Source organism: Salinirubellus salinus (assembly GCF_025231485.1).
GTDB classification, from domain to species: Archaea; Halobacteriota; Halobacteria; order Halobacteriales; family Haloarculaceae; genus Salinirubellus; species Salinirubellus salinus.
This window is the reverse complement of sequence record NZ_CP104003.1, coordinates 3,052,865-3,072,053: the sequence shown is the minus strand read 5'-3', so window position 1 is coordinate 3,072,053 and position 19,189 is coordinate 3,052,865. Positions and strand designations below refer to the sequence as shown.

11 protein-coding genes, 1 tRNA gene and 1 rRNA gene are annotated in these 19,189 nt (G+C 68.7%); 4 read left to right on the top strand and 9 right to left on the bottom strand.

Annotated features, from left to right (window positions below; genetic code table 11):
- Nucleotides 1-185: 185 nt before the first annotated feature.
- From N0B31_RS16090 to N0B31_RS16080, 3 genes are all read right to left on the bottom strand, one after another.
- Nucleotides 186-257: transfer RNA gene (locus N0B31_RS16090), tRNA-Ala, on the bottom strand.
- 99 nt (nt 258-356) lie between these two features.
- Nucleotides 357-1,822: ribosomal RNA gene (locus N0B31_RS16085) — 16S ribosomal RNA — on the bottom strand.
- 1,110 nt (nt 1,823-2,932) lie between these two features.
- On the bottom strand, nt 2,933-3,247 hold the full coding sequence (locus N0B31_RS16080) for a non-histone chromosomal MC1 family protein (RefSeq protein WP_260592642.1): 315 nt from the start codon (nt 3,245-3,247) through the stop codon (nt 2,933-2,935).
- A 349-nt stretch (nt 3,248-3,596) separates the two neighbouring features.
- On the opposite strand from N0B31_RS16080, the gene N0B31_RS16075 reads away from it, so the two are divergent.
- The 3 genes from N0B31_RS16075 to N0B31_RS16065 are packed head-to-tail and all read left to right on the top strand — an operon-like array spanning nt 3,597 to nt 6,647.
- Nucleotides 3,597-3,794: an AbrB/MazE/SpoVT family DNA-binding domain-containing protein gene (locus N0B31_RS16075; RefSeq protein WP_260592641.1), complete on the top strand. Its 198-nt coding sequence runs from the start codon at nt 3,597-3,599 to the stop codon at nt 3,792-3,794.
- Between the two features lie 39 nt (nt 3,795-3,833).
- The gene (locus tag N0B31_RS16070; protein ID WP_260592640.1) at nt 3,834-4,886 is read left to right on the top strand and encodes a quinone-dependent dihydroorotate dehydrogenase; all 1,053 of its coding nucleotides are present in this window, start codon (nt 3,834-3,836) and stop codon (nt 4,884-4,886) included.
- 54 nt (nt 4,887-4,940) lie between these two features.
- Nucleotides 4,941-6,647 (top strand): acetate--CoA ligase, encoded by a 1,707-nt coding sequence (locus tag N0B31_RS16065; RefSeq protein ID WP_260592639.1) that lies wholly within the window; start codon nt 4,941-4,943, stop codon nt 6,645-6,647.
- A 9-nt stretch (nt 6,648-6,656) separates the two neighbouring features.
- On the opposite strand, the gene N0B31_RS16060 is transcribed toward N0B31_RS16065, so the two are convergent.
- The 5 genes from N0B31_RS16060 to N0B31_RS16040 all read right to left on the bottom strand — a co-directional run bounded on the left by N0B31_RS16060 (nt 6,657) and on the right by N0B31_RS16040 (nt 15,196).
- Nucleotides 6,657-7,094 (bottom strand): GNAT family N-acetyltransferase, encoded by a 438-nt coding sequence (locus tag N0B31_RS16060; RefSeq protein WP_260592638.1) that lies wholly within the window; start codon nt 7,092-7,094, stop codon nt 6,657-6,659.
- A 117-nt stretch (nt 7,095-7,211) separates the two neighbouring features.
- Complete coding sequence (locus tag N0B31_RS16055) at nt 7,212-9,866, bottom strand: valine--tRNA ligase (protein ID WP_260592637.1); 2,655 nt, start codon at nt 9,864-9,866, stop codon at nt 7,212-7,214.
- A gap of 685 nt (nt 9,867-10,551) precedes the next feature.
- On the bottom strand, nt 10,552-12,273 hold the full coding sequence (gene pheT / locus N0B31_RS16050; RefSeq protein ID WP_260592636.1) for a phenylalanine--tRNA ligase subunit beta: 1,722 nt from the start codon (nt 12,271-12,273) through the stop codon (nt 10,552-10,554).
- The gene (gene pheS, locus N0B31_RS16045) at nt 12,273-13,802 is read right to left on the bottom strand and encodes a phenylalanine--tRNA ligase subunit alpha (RefSeq protein WP_260592635.1); all 1,530 of its coding nucleotides are present in this window, start codon (nt 13,800-13,802) and stop codon (nt 12,273-12,275) included. The genes pheT and pheS overlap by 1 nt, the downstream gene beginning before the upstream one ends.
- A 248-nt stretch (nt 13,803-14,050) precedes the next feature.
- Nucleotides 14,051-15,196 carry an NAD(P)/FAD-dependent oxidoreductase gene (locus N0B31_RS16040; RefSeq protein ID WP_260592634.1) on the bottom strand — a complete coding sequence of 382 codons (1,146 nt, stop codon included), beginning with the start codon at nt 15,194-15,196 and terminating at the stop codon, nt 14,051-14,053.
- A 368-nt stretch (nt 15,197-15,564) separates the two neighbouring features.
- Between N0B31_RS16040 and mutS the strand changes: the two genes are divergently transcribed.
- Nucleotides 15,565-18,171, top strand: coding sequence for a DNA mismatch repair protein MutS (gene mutS / locus N0B31_RS16035; RefSeq protein ID WP_260592633.1), 2,607 nt, complete (start codon nt 15,565-15,567; stop codon nt 18,169-18,171).
- A 273-nt stretch (nt 18,172-18,444) separates the two neighbouring features.
- Here the strand turns inward: mutS and nucS are convergent, their stop codons facing one another.
- Nucleotides 18,445-19,167 carry an endonuclease NucS gene (gene nucS / locus N0B31_RS16030; RefSeq protein WP_380628478.1) on the bottom strand — a complete coding sequence of 241 codons (723 nt, stop codon included), beginning with the start codon at nt 19,165-19,167 and terminating at the stop codon, nt 18,445-18,447.
- Between the last annotated feature and the right edge of the window lie 22 nt (nt 19,168-19,189).

Here is a 19,189-nt window from a genome sequence, read left to right as displayed (position 1 = left end):
TCTACCAGAGGTAGACGGGTCCAGTGAGTGCCTGGATCGCACGTACACGCGGCGTCATTAGATACGCCTCCCGCGACGGAGTGCGCACCTCGACCCTTCCCACCCGCGCTTGCACGGGGTGGTGCATCAGTCGTACACGAACGAAGCGGCGTTTCCCACTTAAGGGAATCGCATTCGTTCGGACATGGACCCACTGGGATTCGAACCCAGGGCATCCTCCTTGCAAAGGAGGCACTCTCCCACTGAGCTATGGGCCCAACAGTTAGCCTTGGTAGTTCTTAGGTGCCCGGTCGGCTCGACGAGTCGACCGAACCCGATGTAAGGTGGGCCGGAGTAGAACTCCGGTCCCGATCGTTAGGAGGTGATCCAGCCGCAGATTCCCCTACGGCTACCTTGTTACGACTTAAGCCCCCTTGCGGAGCCCAGATTCGACCACCTTGCGATGGCCTCATCCGGACCCCACTCGGGTGCTTTGACGGGCGGTGTGTGCAAGGAGCAGGGACGTATTCGCCGCGCGCTACTGACACGCGACTACTACCGAATCCAGCTTCATGTGGGCGAGTTTCAGCCCACAATCCGAACTACGACCAGGTTTAGGAGATTAGCGCCCCCTCTCGGGGTAGCGTCCCATTGTCCTGGCCATTGTAGCCCGCGTGTGGCCCAGCTCATTCGGGGCATACTGACCTACCGTTGCCCGTTCCTTCCTCCGCTTTGGCAGCGGCAGTCCCCCTAGTGTACCCAGCCATCGCGAGATGCTGCTGGCAACTAGAGGTGCGGGTCTCGCTCGTTGCCTGACTTAACAGGACGCCTCACGGTACGAGCTGACGGCGGCCATGCACCTCCTCTCAGCAGCGTCGAATAAGGTCATCAACCTGATCGTCATCACTGCTGTCGGAGCTGGTGAGATGTCCGGCGTTGAGTCCAATTAAACCGCAGGCTCCTCCGGTTGTAGTGCTCCCCCGCCAATTCCTTTAAGTTTCATCCTTGCGGACGTACTTCCCAGGCGGCTCGCTTCTCGGCTTCCCTACGGCACATCGCAGGCTCGTAGCCTGCGACACACCTAGCGAGCATCGTTTACGGCTGGGACTACCCGGGTATCTAATCCGGTTCGAGACCCCAGCTTTCGTCCCTCACTGTCGAATCAGTTCTCCAGAGGCGCTTTCGCCACCGATGGTCCGTCCAGGATTACGGGATTTCACTCCTACCCCGGACGTACCCCTCTGGTCTCCCTGTTCCAAGCCGAACGGTTTCCGCCGGACGCCCACTGGTTAAGCCAGTGGATTTCCCGACGGACCTGAACGGCCAGCTACGGACGCTTTAGGCCCAATAATAGCGGCCATCACTTGGGCTGCCGGTGTTACCGCGGCGGCTGGCACCGGTCTTGCCCAGCCCTTATTCGTGCACCACCTTACGGTGTACAAAAGCGAGGGCTCTATGCCCTCGCACTCGGTGTCCCCCTATCGTACTTGCGTACAGTGTAAAGGTTTCGCGCCTGCTGCGCCCCGTAGGGCCCGGACTCTTGTCTCAGAGTCCGTCTCCGGGCTCTTGCTCTCACAACCCGTACCGATTATCGGCACGGTGGGCCGTTACCCCACCGTCTACCTAATCGGCCGCAGCCACATCCTACAGCGCCGGAGCTTTCGCGCTCCCAGCATTCCAGCTCGGGAGCGCTATCCGTTATTAGCCTCAGTTTCCCGAGGTTATCACGGTCTGTAGGGTAGTTTGGCCACGTGTTACTGAGCCGTTTGCCACGTTATACGTGCGACTCGCATGGCTAAATCGGACACCGATAGCAATGGCCTCCGGCAGGATCAACCGGAATGCTAACCCGCGCAGAGCGCGGGTGGGTGAGTTCGTAATGTGAACTCAGGCGGGTGTGCTCGACGCCAATCGAGCACATGTCTGCTATCGGGTTCGGCGACAGTCGGACCGACCGAGTGTCACCGAACTACCAAGGCTAACATCAGATTCCATCTTGACGGCGGACCGCAGGGGTGGAATCCTCATCTTCTTCGGACCTGAACCAAGCCGGCGAGTTCGTATAAACCCACCGAACTTGGTCCGGACCTGGACGCCCTTCATGGCGAGGGGCGCCCGATTGCTTCGGACCTGAACCAACGCCGCAGGTCATCATAAACCCACCGGAGTTGGTTCGATCCTCGGCCGGGCACCGGTGTGCGATGCCGACCGTTTCTGCGTAACCCAACCGAACGCCCTGATACACTTAAGGGGCTCGGTTCGGTTTCGACCCGGTTTTCGCCCGAAGGCGACCCGTTGTGCGTAACCAATCCGAGCGCCCTCAACCACTTAAGGGGCACGGTCTGAGTCTCGCTCGGTTCTCGCCCGAAGGCGATCCGTCGCGCGTACCCAGACCGAGCGCCCTTAGACACTTAAGGGGAACGGTTCGGTCTCGACCCGGTTTTCGCCCGAAGGCGACCCGTTGTGCGTAACCAATCCGAACGCCCTCAATCACTTAAGGGGCACGGTTCGGCATCCCGTCGCGCCGCGGCGGCACGACGAGACTCGGCGGGGCACCGCGCCCCGCGTCCTTCGCATTCCATCCGATGGGGGATTCACACTTAACCCCGTCGTTATAGAGCCGCTCCGTCACGCGAAATCGTACCGTAGGAGTCGTGAGAACGTTCCACAGGGGAGTCTGGCGTACCGGCGCGTAGCCGCCGCTCGGGAGGTGGACTGTCACGCGGCTGGAGACCGGACGGTCATCCCTCGCGGCCCGTGAGGGCACGGGGTGTGGGTCCCCCGTGTCCGCGTCGGGTCCCGCCGGGTGAGTGCCGCGTGGCACGAGAACGTGCGGGCGACGCTTCGCGTGCGCGAGTCATAACGCCCTCGCTTCGGTGGGCCTGGGCCGCGTTCGTGGGCCGCACCGCTCCGCGGCCGGGCTCGCCGAAGAAGTTGGATGTGCTGGACCGGGTCAGATCTCCTCGAGGTGCTCGATGCCCTTCTTCGAGACGTTCGCCTCCGTGATCTCGCCGGGCATCCAGCCGGGTTTGTCGTCCGGCGCCGACTCTTTCCAGGCCCACCCGTCGTAGATGTGGACCTTCTTCGTCCCTTTCTCTCGGAGCCTGAGTTCGTGATGCTGCGCCTGCTGTTCGGTCTTGCCTGGGTCCAGTCGGCGTGCTGCCTTCAGAGCTGCCTGCCGTGGGGTACGCCCAGAGAAGACGCTGCTCTCCTGGCCAGTCGCGTCGCGCAGTGCGAAGTTCCGCTTGTTGTCGTCGTCACGTGCCATGGTTCTCACACCACCATGTGACCCGTACACACGACCATATATAAACGTACCCCCAAACCGGGGGACGACGGCCCCTCGTTCATATACCCGGCGCCCACTCGCGCACGACACGCCCGGAGGGGCCCCGTACGGCACCACACGCACGCCACCGATCAGTTCTGTATCGTTCGTGCACACTCACGTGCGCCCGCGTGCCCACGCGGGTGCACCAGCCCGGCCGCACGCGACGCGGCGCTCGGACCCGGATTCCGCCCGACGGCGACGTACCCGTCTGTTCTCGACAACTATCGACGGGGGACGGTCACGGTACACTTATGTATCTACTGGGGCCAAGCCCGGACATACCGCGATGGTCCGCAAGAAGAAGCTCAGTCCGAGTGGGGCGAAGGACGAGAACGGCGAGTACCACAACGTTCACGTCAACCTCCACGAGGACGAACTCGCCGTCGCCGGCCTCGAGATCGGCGACGAGGTGTTCGTGCGCGTGCGCGACAACAAGATTATCATCCAGAAGGCGGACCCGGACGAGGTCGAACACGAGTTCTGAGCCGAGTCGTTTAATTCGGGGCGCCGCCGTTCTCCACCAATGCTGTACGAGGCCGCCAAGCCGCTGCTCTTCTCGCTCCCGGCCGAGACCGTCCACGAGACCGCGCTCTCCGCGCTCGAACTCGCTCAGCGGACCGGGCTCACCGACCGACTCGCCGACCGCTACACGGTCGACGACCCCCGACTCGAGACCGAGGCGTTCGGCCAGTCGTTCGACAACCCCCTCGGGATCGCCGCCGGCTTCGACAAGGACGCTCGCGTCCCGAACGCCCTCGCGGCGTTCGGCTTCGGCCACGTCGAGGTGGGCGGCGTCACCGCCGAGGCCCAGCCCGGCAACCCCCGCCCGCGCCTCTTCCGCCTCCCCGAGGACCGCGCTCTCGTCAACCGCATGGGCTTCAACAACGAGGGTGCGGACGTCGCCGGCGAACGCCTCGCCGCGACGGACGTCCCGGTCCCCGTCGGCGTCAACATCGGGAAGTCGAAGACCACCCCCCTCGAGGACGCCGAGGCAGACTACCTGTACACCTACGAGCGCGTCGCCGAGGGTGGCGACTACTTCGTCGTCAACGTCTCCTCGCCGAACACGCCCGGCCTCCGCGAACTCCAGCAACGCGAGCGCCTCGAGTCCATCCTCGGGACCCTCCGTGACGCCGGGGCCGACCCGCTGCTCGTGAAGCTCTCGCCCGACCTCCCCGAGCCAGCCGTCGAGGAGGCCATCGCCGTCGTCGACGACCTGGGGCTGGACGGCATCATCGCCACGAACACCACCACCCAGCGCCCCGAGAGCCTCCGCAACGAGAACCGCGTCGAGACGGGCGGCCTCTCCGGGGCCCCCATCGAGGACGCGGCCACCGCGATGGTCCGGTTCGTCGCCGAGCGAACCGACGTCCCCGTCGTCGGCGTCGGCGGCGTGGCCGACGCCGAGGGGGCCTACGCCAAGATTCGCGCGGGCGCCAGCGTCGTCCAGCTCTACACCGCCTTCGTCTACGAGGGCCCGAGCATCGCCCGCGACATCAACGAGGGACTGCTGGAACGCCTCGACCGCGACGGCTTCGAGAGTGTCGAGGACGCGGTGGGCGCGGACCTCGACTGAGCCGCACGGTCGACCACCGCAACGCCGAACACCCCCGGTCACGAACGCCCGGCAATGACACCGGGCGCAGACGACGCAGACCACGGCTACCGCGTGATGCCCGAGTACGGGGACTACGAGACGGCCCGCGAGTCGTTCGCGTGGGACCTCCCAGCCGACCACCACCCCGCCGAGGACCTCCTGCGGAAGCACGACCCCGACGCCCCCGCGGTCCACCACGTCCGTGAGGACGGGGTCGAGACCCACACGTTCGGCGACCTCGACGAGCGGTCGAACCGACTCGCCGGCGCCCTCGAGTCCCTCGGCGTCTCGCCCGGCGACCGCGTCGGCGTCTGCGTCCCCCAGCGCCCCGCCAACCCCGTCACCCACCTCGCGTGCTGGAAGGTGGGCGCCGCCACCGTCCCTCTCACCGTCCTCTTCGGCACCGACGCCCTGCGGTACCGACTGGCCGACGCCGAGGCCGTCGCCCTCGTCGCGGACGCGCGCGTGCGAGAGACGGTAGCGTCCATCCGCGACGACTGTCCGGACCTCGCGGACGTCGTCTACGTGGGTGCGGGCTCGACGGCCACCGACGCCCACGACTTCGACACCCTCCTCGCTGACGGCCCGGCCGGCTTCGACCCGCACGACGCCACCCCCGAGACGGAGACGGCGGTGATGTACACCTCCGGGTCGACGGGCCCCCCGAAGGGAGTCGTCCACAGCCACGCCCTCTGGCTGGGCCGGGCGGCCGCGGCCCACAACTTCTTCGAGGGCTACGACGGCGCGGACACCGTCGTCTGGACGCCCGCCGACTGGGCGTGGGGGGCCGCGCTCGGCGGCACCCTGTTCGGCGCGTGGCACCACGGTCACCCCGTCGTCGCCGCCCCACGCGAGGGGTTCGACCCCGAGTGGGCGTTCTCCCTGCTCGCCGACCACGACGTGACCCACGCGTTCATGCCGCCGACGGCGCTCCGGATGCTGATGACGGTCGAGGCCCCAGCGGAGCGCTTCGACCTCTCGCTCTCCGTGCTGGCCACCGCGGGCGAACCGCTCACCCCGGAGGTCCTCGAGTGGGTCGAGACGGACCTCCCCGGCGTCGCCTGCAACGAGTTCTACGGCCAGACCGAGCTCAACCTCGCCGTCGGCAACCGCTCGGACTGGTTCGACCCCGAGCCGGGGAGCATGGGTCGGCCCCTGCCGGGCTACGACCTCGCTATCCTCGACCGGGAGACACGGACGCCGCTCCCCACGGGCGAGACCGGCGAGGTAGCCCTGTATCCCGGTGACCGCCGCGTCTTCTTCGACCGCTACCTCGGCAAGCCCGAGGCCACGCGCGCGAAGACCATCACCCTCTCGGCCGAGGACGTGGCCGGCACGGCCCTCCCCGCGGGCGAGTGGTTCCTCACGGACGACCTCGCCACCCGCGACGACGACGGCTACGTCCACTTCGTCTCCCGGGCCGACGACGTCATCCTCACCTCTGGCTACCGCGTGGGGCCGCTGGAGGTGGAGAAGGCGTTGCTCGAACACCCCGCGGTCGAACAGGCCGGCGTCGTGGGGCTCCCGGACGAGACCCGGGGCGAGCGCATCGTGGCCTTCGTAGAGCGGGCCGATGGCGACCCCACCGACGACGACCTCCGCGAGGAGCTCCGCACGCTCGTCCGCGAGCGACTGGCCGAGTACGAGTACCCCCGCGAGATACGGTTCGTCGACGACCTGCCCAAGACCTCGACCGGGAAGGTGCGACGGACGTCGCTCAGGGAGCGCGAGGACGGGTAGGGACCGCGGTCACTCCGGCGTGCCGTCGGAGCGCATCAGGACGTACTCGGCCGAGCGACCACCGTCGGAGACCGCCTGCCCCTCGACGGGCGAGAACCCCAGCCGCTCGTAGACGGTCAGCGCACGGTCGTTGAACGAGTCCACCTCCACCTCGTAGGAGTCGGCGTCCCAGCGGTCCTCGGCGAAGCGGAGGCCGGCGCTGACGAACGACTCGCCGTGGCCCTCGCCGGTCAGGTCCGGGCGCAGCGAGAGGTCGAACCGGAGGGTGCCCTCCTCTGTCTGGCGCTCGAACTCGAAGAACCCCGCGAGGTGTTCCTTGTTCTCGGCGGCGAAGTACCGTCCCGGTTCTGCCGCCGGATCGAGCGACCGGGCCGAGCGTCGGTCGTAGACGTCGTACGGCGCGGGGTAGCGCCAGCGCTCGACGGCACGGGCGTCAGCCGCGGTCATCGGTCGGAACCGAAACTGCATGCCGTGAACATAATGGTCGTTACTTAATGACCCATCGGTCGTGGCGGTATTGGCCGGGCAGTTTATATGCGAACGGTTACCAGGGGGGCGCCCGGCCTACCCGACGATGACGATGGCGTCGTCGAGTTCCAGCAGGTCGCCCTCGCCGTCGTACCGGCGTTCCTCCTCGACGTCGAACATCTCCGCGTCGAGGTCGTGACCCGCCGCGTGGAGCGTCTCGCCCTCGATGTCGTACTCGTCGGCCTCGATGGCCGACTCGATGTCCGGGACGTCCGCCCCGAACGCCGGCCCGACCTTCGAGTAGTCGAGGTCGATGCCCGCGACGACCGTCTCGACCTCCGGCCGCTCGTCCAGCAGTTCGAACGACTCGACGTGCATCGCACCCGCGATGTCGGTCGCGAACTCGCCGAGGCCCTCGCCGTAGGCGCGGACCCGCGAGAGCGGTTCGTTCAGCGCGAGGTTGCGCTCGGACTTGTACTTCCGGAGCGCGCCGACGACCGAGAGAGCCCGCTCGCCCGCGTCGAGGTCCGCCTCGATGCCGAGCGGCTCGGGCCACTCGGACTGGTGGATGCTCGACTCCTCGCGGTACATCGCGGCCCATAGCTCCTCCGTCGCGTGCGCGAGCACGGGCGCGAACAGTTTGAGGAACCGCCGGTGGGCGGTCCGGAGCGTCCACTTCGCGCTCTCGTCGTCGTCCTCGCGGACCCGGCCCTTGGCGACCTCGAGGTAGTCGTCACAGAACGTGTGCCAGAAGAACGATCGGAGCGAGTCGCGGGCCTTCGAGAACTCCCGGTTCTCGAGCTTCTCGGTGACGTAGTCGATCTCGGCGTCGAGCGACGCCAGCAGCCAGCGGTCCAGTTCCGCGAGGTCCGCGGGCCGCTCCTCGGGCGCGTCCTCGGCCAGCGAGTCGACCAGCCGCGAGGCGTTCCAGAGCTTCTGGAGCAGGCGCTCGCCCGCGACGATACCCTTCTCCTTGTACGGCAGGTCGTCGCCGACGCTGGAGCCGGCGGCCCAGTAGCGCGCCGCGTCGACCGGGTACTTCTCGAGGACCGAGTCGGGTTCGACGATGTTCCCGAGCGACTTCGACATCTTGACGCGGTTCTCGTCCAGCACCATCCCGTTGACCATGACCTGGTCGAACGGGACCTCGCCGGTGTGCTCGTAGCACTTGACGACGGTGTGGAACAGCCAGAACGAGATGATGTCGTGGCCCTGCGGCCGCATGTCCATCGGGTAGAGCTCCGGCCGCGTCATGCCCTCGCTCTCGCCCTGCCAGCCCGCGTTGATGAGCGGGGTGAGCGACGAGGTGGCCCACGTGTCGAAGACGTCGTCCTCCGGGACGAACTCGGCGTGGCCACACTCCGGACACGAGTCGACCGGCGGGTCGTCGCTGAGCGGGTCGACCGGCAGGCTCTCGTTCTCGGCCATGACCGGTTCGTCGCAGTCGGCGCAGTACCAGACCGGGAACGGGATGCCCGAGGAGCGCTGGCGCGAGATGGCCCAGTCCCACTGCAGCCCCTCGATCCAGTTCTTGTACCGCGTGAACATCTTCTCGGGGTACCAGTCCATCGACCGGCCCGCCTCAAGGTACTCCTCCTTCTTGTCCAGTAGCTCGATGTACCACTGCTCGGTGACGAGGAACTCGACGGGGACGCCACACCGCTCGTGGACGTTGACGGTGTGCGTGATGCCGCGCCGGTCGAGCAGGGCACCAGCCTCGTCGAGGTCGGCGACGATAGCCTCGCGTGCTTCGTCGCTCCCCATCCCGGCGTACTCGTCGGCCTCCTCGGTCATCGTCCCCGTCTCGTCGATGGCGATACGGAGCGGGAGGTCGTGGGCCTGGTACCACTCGATGTCGGTCTGGTCGCCGAACGTACAGCACATCACGACGCCCGAGCCGGTCTCCATGTCGACCCGCTCGTCCTCGATGATGGGGACCTCCTGACCGAACAGGGGGATCTTCGCCTCCTCGCCGACGAGGTGCTGGTTCGCGTCGTCGTCCGGGTGGACGAAGACGGCGACACACGCGGGCAGGAGTTCCGGTCGCGTCGTGGAGATGGTGAACGCCTCGTCCGTCTCCACGACCGAGAACTCGATGTCGTGGAAGTGGCTCGGTCGCTCGTCGTCCTCCGTCTCGACCTGCGAGATGGCCGTGGCGCACTCCGGACACCAGATAGTCGGCGCGCGCTGGCGGTACTCCCGGCCCTGCTCGTAGAGGTCGATGAACGAGCGCTGGGAGATGCGCTGGACCCGCGGCTCGATGGTCTGGTAGGTGTTGTTCCAGTCGATGGAGACGCCGAGCGCCTGCATCTTCTCGGTGAACTCGGCCTCGTAGGTCGCACAGACCTCGCGGCACTTCTCCTGGAACTCCCGGCGCTCGAACTCCTGGTGCCGGATGTCGAGTTCGTCCTCCGTGAGGCGCTCGCTGGCGATGCCGTTGTCGTCGTAGCCGAAGGGGAAGAAGACGTCCTGCCCGCGCATCCGCTCGAAGCGGGCGACGAAGTCCTGCAGCGTGGCGCCGTAGACGTGCCCCCAGTGGAGACTGCCCGACACCGTCGGCGGCGGCGTGTCGATGGTGAAGACGGTGTCCGGGTCGACCGCCTCACGGTCACCCTCGGGTTCCTCGTAGACGTACGTCTCGTCGTCGACCCAGCGTTGCTGCCACTTGGGCTCGACCTCGCTGGGGTCGTACTCGCCCTCGAGGGTCGGTTCCTCCGCGGTTCGTTCGGTCTGTTCGGGTGGCGTACTCATCGTGGATACTGGTCGTTGTTCGTCGGTCGATGCGCCGTCTCAAGGAACTGTCGAAGCAAAGTGTGGCCCTAGAGGGGGCCTACAGGGAGCGAGTGCGAGTGACGCGTCTCACGTAGCGGGGTGGTGGTCTCGAGGGACGTGGACGGTCGGGTCACGCTAGACGGTGGGTCCGGCGCGTTCTTCTGTCTTTCGTCGGCGTGGGGCGGTGTGTCTGGGTGGTGTGGGGGCACGTGGTTCGGGTTCTGTGGCGACGGGCGGGTGTGCTACGGTTCCTGTGTAGACGAGCGTGACGGTGTGCTCTGTGACGACGAACGGGGAGACTAGCGCGGTACATGGTAAACCGCACAGCAACCGCACCGCAGAGCGGCCGGTGCGCCCTCGCGGGCGCACACGGCGTGCCCTGCCCTTCCCCGTTGCGAGTCCTCGCTCACTGGCGTTCGCGGGACCCGCAGGCCACGTGGTTCACTTGGTGAAGCGGGAAGCGCGGCCGGCGAGGACGCCACGGCGAAGCCGTGGCTGTCCGAGTCCGGGGGAGGGCAGGGCCAGCCGTGGCCGCCGCCCCCGCGGTGGCCCGGCCGCTCTGCGTGTTGTTTCAGATGTACCGCGATTCGCGCGTCTGCTCGCTGAACCAAGCACTCGAACTGCCACACCGGAAAGAGGCGCCGAACCGAGAACCGCCGGAGTCCTACCGCAGCGCGTCGAGCCGAAGTTCGAACGCCGCGACGGGCACCTCCACGTCGTGTTCCACGACGACCTCGGGGTGCACCTCGCCGATGACACCGACCGTCTCGCCGTCCACCACCACGTCGGCCACGCGGCCCGGGATGAACGACGGGTGCTCGGTGGCGGGCGTCTCGACCGCCGTGCCGAACGCCCGCGCGAGTGCCACCAGCCGCGACTTGGCGTCCTCGTAGGAGGCCTCACTCCGGGCGAGCACCGCGGCGACGGTCCGGTGTTCGGCGACGCCGGTGTTCTCCGCGTCGTCGCGGTGGGCCGCGAGGCCGATCTCCGCGAGGTCCTGCGGGTACGCCCGGTGCGTGTTGTTCTCCAGGACCATCAGCAGCGAGGGGAGCGCCCACGTCCGCAACATGGTGTAGTCCTCGCTGTAGGGTTCGGTGATGGTCACCGGCTCCTCGGCACCGTAGCCGTCACCGGGCGCCACGGAGAGGCGGTCGAAGTTCTCCGCCTCGCTGATCATGTGGAAGTTCAGGAGGTCCTCGAACCCGAGGCCGACGAGGGCGTCGCGGGCCGCGTCCTCGACGCGGGAGCGCTCGTGGCGCCCGCCGACCGTCGAGACGTCCGGGTAGCGCGGCTCGAGGTCGTTGAACCCGTAGGCCCGACCCACGTCGTCCACCACGTCGAGCGGGTGGAGCACGTCCACGCGGTAGGGCGGGATACCGGCCTCGTAGGTGACCGTCCCGGCCTCCTCGTCCGTCTCGACGGTCGCGTCGAGGCCCGAGCGCTCCAGCAGGTCCACGACCGCCTCCGAGTCCAGCGGGATGCCGAGCACCGACTCGATGCGCGAGTGCGCGACGGTCTTCGTGTCCGTCGAGAGGTCCGGCCGCTCGAGGGTGCGGTCCGGGTACTCCACGTCCACCAGCTCGACGCGCCCCGCGCGGGCGTCGAGCGCGTAGCAGACGATGTTGAGCATCCGGTCGATGGTCCACTGGTCGGTGCCCGTCATCTCGACGAACACGTCGCGGGTCCCCTCGTCCACCTCGGTCCGCTTGCCGTTGATGACCGGCGGGAACGAGAACAGCCCCACGTCGTCGTAGATGGCCGGGAACCGCTCCAGGTCCTCGACGAGCGGTGCGTACGTCGCGCCCGTGTCGTGGTCGGTCAGCACCTCGCGCGGGGTCATGTCCGTGTCCGCGTCGAGCGGGACGAACCGGTCGCCGTCCGGGTCCACGCCACGGTAGGTGATGGACTTGGGCTTGTCACCCTCGCCCGCGCCGGCGCGACCCTTCAGCATCGCGAGGTCGTGGACGCCGATGGCGCCCTTCGCCCGCTTGCGCCCCATCGTCGCGTGGAGCTTCTCCTGCAACTGGATGAGCGACTCCAGTTTCTCCTCGGTCATGTCCAGCCCGCGGACGATGGCGCCCGTGACGTACGGGCGCTCCTCGGGGACCGACTCGTCCACCTCGATGACCCACTCGGCGCTGTTCGTGGTCGGGATGTAGACCCCGCGGTCGTCGCCGTACTGGTAGCGCAGCGACCGGGCGACCCCCTCCACGCTGAGGCGGTCCAGTCGGTCGGGGGCGAACTCCAGCTGGAACTCGCCGTCCTCCGTCTCGCCCTCGAACTCCAGCCCGAGCGCGAACAGGTCCGACTTGAGCTCCTCGTCGTCCTTCTCCTCGTGGCCCGTGAGCCGCCGCAGCTCGTCGGGGTCGACGTCGACGACCGGCATCAGTAGACCGCCTCCGTGGTCCGCAGCAGGTCGAGGTCACACAGCGTCCCGTGGACGTCGCGGATGTCCTCGAAGCCGTACATGAGCATGAGCAGGCGCTCCAGCGCGAGCCCCCACGCCATCACGTCACACTCGACGCCGAGCGGGCGCAGGACCTCCTCGCGGAAGATGCCGGAGTTGCCGATCTCGACGATCTCGCCCGTCTCCGGGTGGGTGCCGAACAGCTCGAACGAGGGTTCCGTGTACGGGTTGTAGTGGGGCTTGAACTCGATGTCCGTGATGCCGAACTGCTCGTAGAACTCGGTGAACGTCCCCATCAGGTCACGCACCGAGAGGTCATCGGCCATCACCCAGCCCTCGATCTGGAAGAACTCCAGCAGGTGGGTCGGGTCGAGCGTGTCGTTCCGGTAGACCTTCTCGACGGAGAAGTACCGCTGGGGCGGTTCGAGGTCACCGACCTCGTGGCCCGAGAGGTACCGCATCGACAGCGAGGTGGTGTGGCCCCGGAGGTCCACGCCGCGGGCCACCTCCTCGGTCCACGGCGAGTGGTAGCCGTCGCCGTCCTCGCCGACGCCGTTCCGGTGGGCGTCCTCGACGCGCGCGACGAGGTCCTCGGGGAGGTCCTTCATCGGCGGCAGGTCCAGCGCGAACTGGTCCCAGTGGGTCCGTGCGGGGTGGTCCTGCGGCATGAACAGGCAGTCGTTGATCCAGAACTCCGCGTCGGCGTGCGGGCCCTGCATCTCGTCGAACCCCATCCCGACGAGGACGTCCTTCACGCGGTCGGCAGTCTGCCGGAGGACGTGTTTCCGCCCGCCGTACTCGACCTCCGAATCGGCCTCGACGTTGTACTCGGCGAACTCGACGTCGCGCCACTCGCCCGAGGTGAGCATCTCGGAGGTGACCTGTCCGACCGTCTCGGCGGTCTCCAGCCCCTCCATCATGGCGTTGACCCCCTCGTCCGTGAGGGTCACGGAGCGGACGGTCGTCTCGCTCCGGACGAGCAGGTCGCGCGATTCGAGTCGGTTCAGGACGTTCTCGTCGAGGTAGCCCGCGTCGGCGCCGTCGTCGCCGACGACGGCGAGCGCCTCGGCCTCGGGGTCGGCCTCCGGGTCAACCTCCGGCCCCGACGGCGCGACCGATATCTCGCCCGAGTCGATGCTCCCGAACCCCTTGCGGGCGAAGTTCGAGAGCGCGATGTCGACCTCGGGGCCTTCGAGGCCCGAAGCGCCGATGACTCGTCCGAGCGAGACGGACTCCTCGTCGGCGCCGGCGTCGAGTGCGGCGTCGTAGAGCCGGCGCTCGGGGAGCCCCGATTCGAGGTACTCGCGGGCCTCGTCGGTCAGCGAGAGGTCCTGTGCTGTGCGTTCGGTGACGGCGAGGAGGCCCTCGTCGGCGAGTTCGAAGGCGGCGCGGGTGAGCGTCTCCACCTTCTCGCCGGTCTCCTCGGCCAGTCGGTCGACGGTCTTCTCGTCGGTCGCGCTCGCCGCTTCGAGCAAGACGACCTGTGTCTCCGGGAGTCTACGTGGCATCTACTGGGTGTGTCTGTGGTGGTCTGTCAGTTAGCGGTTCCGCATCCGTGACCGGGGTTTCCCGTCGCGGGACGCCCCTCGGCGTCGCCGCGCAGTCCGCCCCGGTCAGTCGCGGAAGAAGAAGCCGACCCGTGGCCGCGTCGCTCGTCGGGGAACGTGACGCCCGTCGCGTGGGTCGGTGGGCATGTGTCACGCTCTACCGTGCGCGGACAAAAGCGTTGTGAAGCCGTGAGACCGTCGTGCACCGATCAGGCGACGTGTGACTCGGACGTCGTCGAACCGTCGAACCGGTCGCCACGGAACGCCCCGAGGTCGACGAGGTCGGTCTCCCCGCCGAGACACAGGTCGGCGACCACCTGTCCGGTCGCCGGGGCGTGCTGGAACCCGTGGCCGGAGAACCCGACGGCCTGCACGAACCCCGGCACAGTCCTCTCCAGAATCGGGCTGTGGTCCGGCGTCACGGCGTAGAGTCCGGCCCACCCGCTCCGGAGGCGCGTCTCCGGCCCGAAGTAACGGGCCGTCTCGCCCGCCCGCTCGACGGCCGTGACCGCCCAGTCGGTGTCCACCTTCTCGCGGAAGTGGTCGGGGTCAGCGGGGTCGTCCGCCGTCGCGAAGTGCCCGCCGACGAGCGCCCGGCCCTCGCGTTCGGGGCGGAAGTACGACCCGGATTCGAGGTCCACGACGAGCGGGACCGACTCGGGGAGGGGCGTCTCGGGGTCGACGACCGCGACCTGCCGGCGGCGGGGCGAGACCGGCACCTCGAGGTCGGCCATCGCGGCGAGGCGAGCGGCCCACGCCCCTGCGGCGTTCACCACGTGGTCGGCCCGGACCTCGCCATCGGCCGTCTCGACGCCCACCACGCGCTCGCCGTCGGTCAGCAGGTCCGTCACCGCCGTCCTGGTCCGCAGGTCGACGCCTGCCGCCCGGCACCCGCTGGCGTACCCCTGTACCGCGAGGTGGGGGTCGGCCCAGCCGTCGGTCGGCGAGTAGGTCGCCAGCGCGTAGCGGTCGGCCCGGAGTTCGGGGCAGTGCTCGGTCGCCTCGGTCGGGGAGAGCACCGCCACGGGCACCCCGAGGTCGGCCTGCATCCCCGCGGACTCGCGGAGGGCGGCGGCGGTCTCCTCGCCACGCGCGAGGAACAGGTAGCCCTCGCGCCGGTAGCCGATGTCGACGCCGAAGCGCTCCTCGAAGGTCTCCCAGACGGTCGTGCTCGCCAGCGAGAGCCGGACGTTCTCCGGCCGGGAGAACTGCGCGCGGATGCCACCGACGGCGCGGTCGGTCGACCCGCTGCCGAGGTGACCCTGCTCCACGAGCGTCACCGCGGCCCCGTGCGTGGCGAGTGCGTGAGCGCTGGCGAGGCCGACGATGCCGCCACCGACGATACAGACGTGCACGGTTGGGGGATGACGGGGAGGGTAATGAGGTTCGGGGCGGGGTCGTTCGACGGGAAACGGGGGTGTCCCGAGAGACTGGATTCTCAACGTGGCGTGCGCCGTGAGCGGTGCCGAACGGAGTGAGGCCCGCGAACGGCTCGTGCGAGGGATGACTGAACGAGACGAGCGAAGTGAGGCGAGTGAAGGGATCGGCTGGGGAGGCGTGAGGGCTGTGCTGGGCGATTCTCTTCGTACCGCGCTAGTCACCTCGCTCGACACGACACGACACGGCCGCACCTACACCGGCCCACACAAACCCACCTCACACCCGATAAGACCGACCCCTAGAGACCGAGCGAGATTTAGGAGCCGAACGACACCACACGTCCATGAACACGGAGGCGGCACTGGGCGCGCCCGAGGCGATGCAGGGGGAACTCACCCCGATGCTCACCCAGTACCGCGACCTCTGTGCCCGCTACGACGACTCGCTCGTCCTCTTCCAGGTGGGCGACTTCTACGAGACGTTCTGCGACGCCGCCGAGGTCACCGCCCGCGTCTGCGAGATCACCCTCACCAAGCGCGAGGACTCGACCGGCCGCTACCCGATGGCCGGCATCCCCGTCGACAACGCCGAGGGGTACATCGAGACCCTCCTCGACGCGGGCTTCCGCGTCGCCGTCGCCGACCAGGTGGAGGAACCCGAGGAGGCCACGGGACCGGTCGAGCGGGCGGTCACACGCGTCGTCACGCCCGGCACGCTCACCGAGGCCGAACTGCTCGGGGGCGACGAGAACAACTTCGTCGCCGCACTGGTCGAGGGCGAGGAGGGCTACGGCCTCGCCATGCTGGACGTCTCGACGGGTGACTTCTACGCCACCGGCACCACGGACGCGGCCACGCTGCGCGACGAGGCGGGCCGGTTCGACCCCGCCGAGGCCGTCGTCGGCCCGGACGTCTCGGTCCCCGAGGCGCGCGAGGTATTCGGCGGCGACTGCATGGTCACGCCGTACGACGCCGGGGCGTTCGGGTTCGACCGGGCACACGAGCGCGTGAGCGACTACTTCGGCCGGCCGGAGACGCTCCTCGCCTCGCCCGCCGAGATTCGGGCCTGCGGCGCCCTGCTCGCGTACGCCGAGTACGCCAGAGGGACCACCGACGAGGGCGAACGCGACCGACTCGACTACCTCACGCACCTCACGCGCTACGACCCGCGCGAGTACATGCTGCTGGACGCGGTCGCCCTGCGCTCGCTCGAACTGTTCGAGCGCCGGTCGGTCCACGGCGCGACGGGCACCGCGCTCGTCGACGTGCTGGACGAGACGGCCTGCGCGCTCGGCCGCCGGAGGCTCCACGACTGGCTCCGCCGACCGCTGCTCGACACCGACGAGATCCGGGCGCGACAGGGGGCCGTCGAGGAACTCGTCGGCGACCTCTCCACGCGGGAGTTCCTCCACGAGCGCCTCCACGACGTCTACGACGTGGAGCGACTCATCGCCCGCATCTCGCGGGGGCGCGGGAACGCACGCGACCTGCGCTCGCTCCACGACACCCTCGCCGTCGTCCCGGCCCTGCGCGAGGCGCTGGCCGGTGCCGAGAGCGACCGACTCCGTGACCTGCACGAGCGACTGGACCCCCTCGAAGACGTCCGTGAGACCATCGACGAGGCCGTCGCGGAGGACCCACCCATCGAGCTCACCGAGGGCGGCGTCGTCCGCGAGGGGTACGACGAGCGACTGGACGAACTCCGGCAGACCGAACGCGAGGGGAAACGCTGGATCGACTCGTTGGAGGCCGAGGAGCGCGAACGCACCGGCGTCGACTCGCTGAAGGTCGGCTTCAACCAGGTCCACGGCTACTACATCGAGGTGACGAAGGCCAACACCGACCGCGTGCCCGAGGACTACCAGCGCCGCCAGACCCTGAAGAACAGCGAGCGGTACTACACGCCCGAGTTGAAGGAGCGCGAGGACGAGATCGTCCGGGCCGAGGGCCGGGCCGACGACCTCGAGTACGAACTGTTCCGGGAGGTCCGGGCGGCCGTCGGCGACGAGACCGAGCGCGTCCAGCGGGTCGCCGACGCCGTCGCGGAACTCGACACGCTCGTCTCGCTGGCGACCGTCGCGGCCGAGCACGACTACTGCCGGCCCGAGGTTGGAGAGACCGACAGCGTCCACGTCGAGCGGGGCCGGCACCCCGTCGTCGAGCGGACCCAGCAGTCGTTCGTCCCGAACGACGCGCACCTCCCGCGCGAGGCGCCGGTGACGGTCCTGACCGGCCCGAACATGAGCGGGAAGTCGACGTACATGCGGCAGGTGGCCCTCGTCTGCGTCCTCGCGCAGATCGGGAGTTTCGTCCCCGCCGCGTCCGCACGCCTGCCCGTCCTCGACCGTATCTTCACCCGCGTGGGCGCGAGCGACGACATCGCCGGCGGCCGCTCGACGTTCATGGTCGAGATGGACGAACTCGCGGGCATCCTCCAGCACGCCAGCGAGGACTCACTCGTCCTGCTGGACGAGGTGGGCCGCGGCACCTCCACGGCCGACGGGTTCGCCATCGCCCGCGCGGTGACCGAGCACCTCCACGACGAGACCGAGGCGTTCACCCTGTTCGCCACGCACCACCACGACCTCACGGCCGTCGCCGACTCGCTCCCGCGCGCACGGAACCGGCACTTCTCGGCGACCCGCGAGGGCGGAAGCGTCACCTTCGACCACGACGTGCGCGAGGGACCTGCCACCGCCTCCTACGGCGTCGACGTGGCGCGGATGGCCGGGGTGCCCGACTCGGTGGTCGAGCGAGCGCGGGCGTTGCTCGGGCCGGAGGAAGCGTCGAACGGTCACAGTGCCAGTGACGTGGAACCGGCGACGAACGGGCACCACGCACCCGACGAACTCCTCGAACGCCTCCGCGAGGTGGACATCGGGAACACCACCCCGGTGGAGGCGCTGAACACGCTCGCGGCGTTGAAACGCAGGGCCGAGGAGCGCGAGTAGTCGGGCGCGTTCGACCGGAAACGGGGGTGTCTCGGGAGGCTGGATTGTCGACGTGGCGCGCGCCGTGAGCGGTGCCGAACGGCGTGAGGCCAGCGAACGGCCCGTGCGAGGGATGAGTACCGCAGGCGAGTGGAGCGAGCCGAGGAACGCAATCGGCTGGGGAGGCGTGAGGACTGGGCTGGGCGGTGCTGTGCGGGTTCAGTCGTGCCGTGACTCGCGCGTCTGCTCGCCGGGCGAACCGCCTCGATACGAACCACCAGCAGAGACGGGCGTTCAGTCGTCCGAGGCCCGAGGCGTCAACGAGACGAACTCCAGCCCCTCCTCCCCCAGCAACTCCCGCGCCCGGTCGGTCACGCTCGGCGCGACCAGCACCCCCCTGATCTCCGCGTCGGTGTGCAACTCCCGACGGAGCGCCTCGACGTAGCGCACCAGTTGCCCGACCGCGTCCGGTCCGACCCGCCGTCGTTTCAACTCCAGCACCACCGTCCGGCCCTCGCGGTCCTCGCCGTAGACGTCGACGGCGCCGGCGCTCGTCTCGCGCTCGGTCGCCAGCGGCCGGAACCCAGACTCCACGAGGTCGGGGTCGTCGAGGATGCGCTGGCGGAGGTCCTCCTCCGTCCCCGTGAGCGCGAGGTCCTCCTCGTCGCGGGCGTCGAACGCCGAGACCTGCTCGACCGTCTCGAACGCGACGCGCAGTTCCTCCGCGGGGGTCGAGCGCTCCGAGCGCACCCGGAGGCCCCCGTCGACCAGCGACACCTCGTGGGTGCAACCGGGGGGCTGCCAGTTCACCGGCTTCTGGTTCTCCGTGGTGTGGACGAGCGCCGTCCCGTCCGGTTTGAGGACGAGGAGTCGGTCGCCGGGGCCGAGCGAGGACGCCGCGCGGCCGTCGTACTCGACGGTACAGCGGCCGTAGACGGTGACGAGCGTCTCGCCGTCGAGGCGACGCTCGAGCAGCGCGTGGGCCGCCTCGGCGGTGGGGTCGACCAGCGTCTCCACGCCCGCGGCGGGGGTCGGCTCG

What these genes read in the sequence shown, in the direction of transcription:
- N0B31_RS16080 (WP_260592642.1), bottom strand. Translation starts at nt 3,247, where the DNA reads ATGGCACGTGACGACGACAACAAGCGGAACTTCGCACTGCGCGACGCG.
- N0B31_RS16075 (WP_260592641.1), top strand. Translation starts at nt 3,597, where the DNA reads ATGGTCCGCAAGAAGAAGCTCAGTCCGAGTGGGGCGAAGGACGAGAAC.
- N0B31_RS16070 (WP_260592640.1), top strand. Translation starts at nt 3,834, where the DNA reads ATGCTGTACGAGGCCGCCAAGCCGCTGCTCTTCTCGCTCCCGGCCGAG.
- N0B31_RS16065 (WP_260592639.1), top strand. Translation starts at nt 4,941, where the DNA reads ATGACACCGGGCGCAGACGACGCAGACCACGGCTACCGCGTGATGCCC.
- N0B31_RS16060 (WP_260592638.1), bottom strand. Translation starts at nt 7,094, where the DNA reads ATGACCGCGGCTGACGCCCGTGCCGTCGAGCGCTGGCGCTACCCCGCG.
- N0B31_RS16055 (WP_260592637.1), bottom strand. Translation starts at nt 9,866, where the DNA reads ATGAGTACGCCACCCGAACAGACCGAACGAACCGCGGAGGAACCGACC.
- pheT (WP_260592636.1), bottom strand. Translation starts at nt 12,273, where the DNA reads ATGCCGGTCGTCGACGTCGACCCCGACGAGCTGCGGCGGCTCACGGGC.
- pheS (WP_260592635.1), bottom strand. Translation starts at nt 13,802, where the DNA reads ATGCCACGTAGACTCCCGGAGACACAGGTCGTCTTGCTCGAAGCGGCG.
- mutS (WP_260592633.1), top strand. Translation starts at nt 15,565, where the DNA reads ATGAACACGGAGGCGGCACTGGGCGCGCCCGAGGCGATGCAGGGGGAA.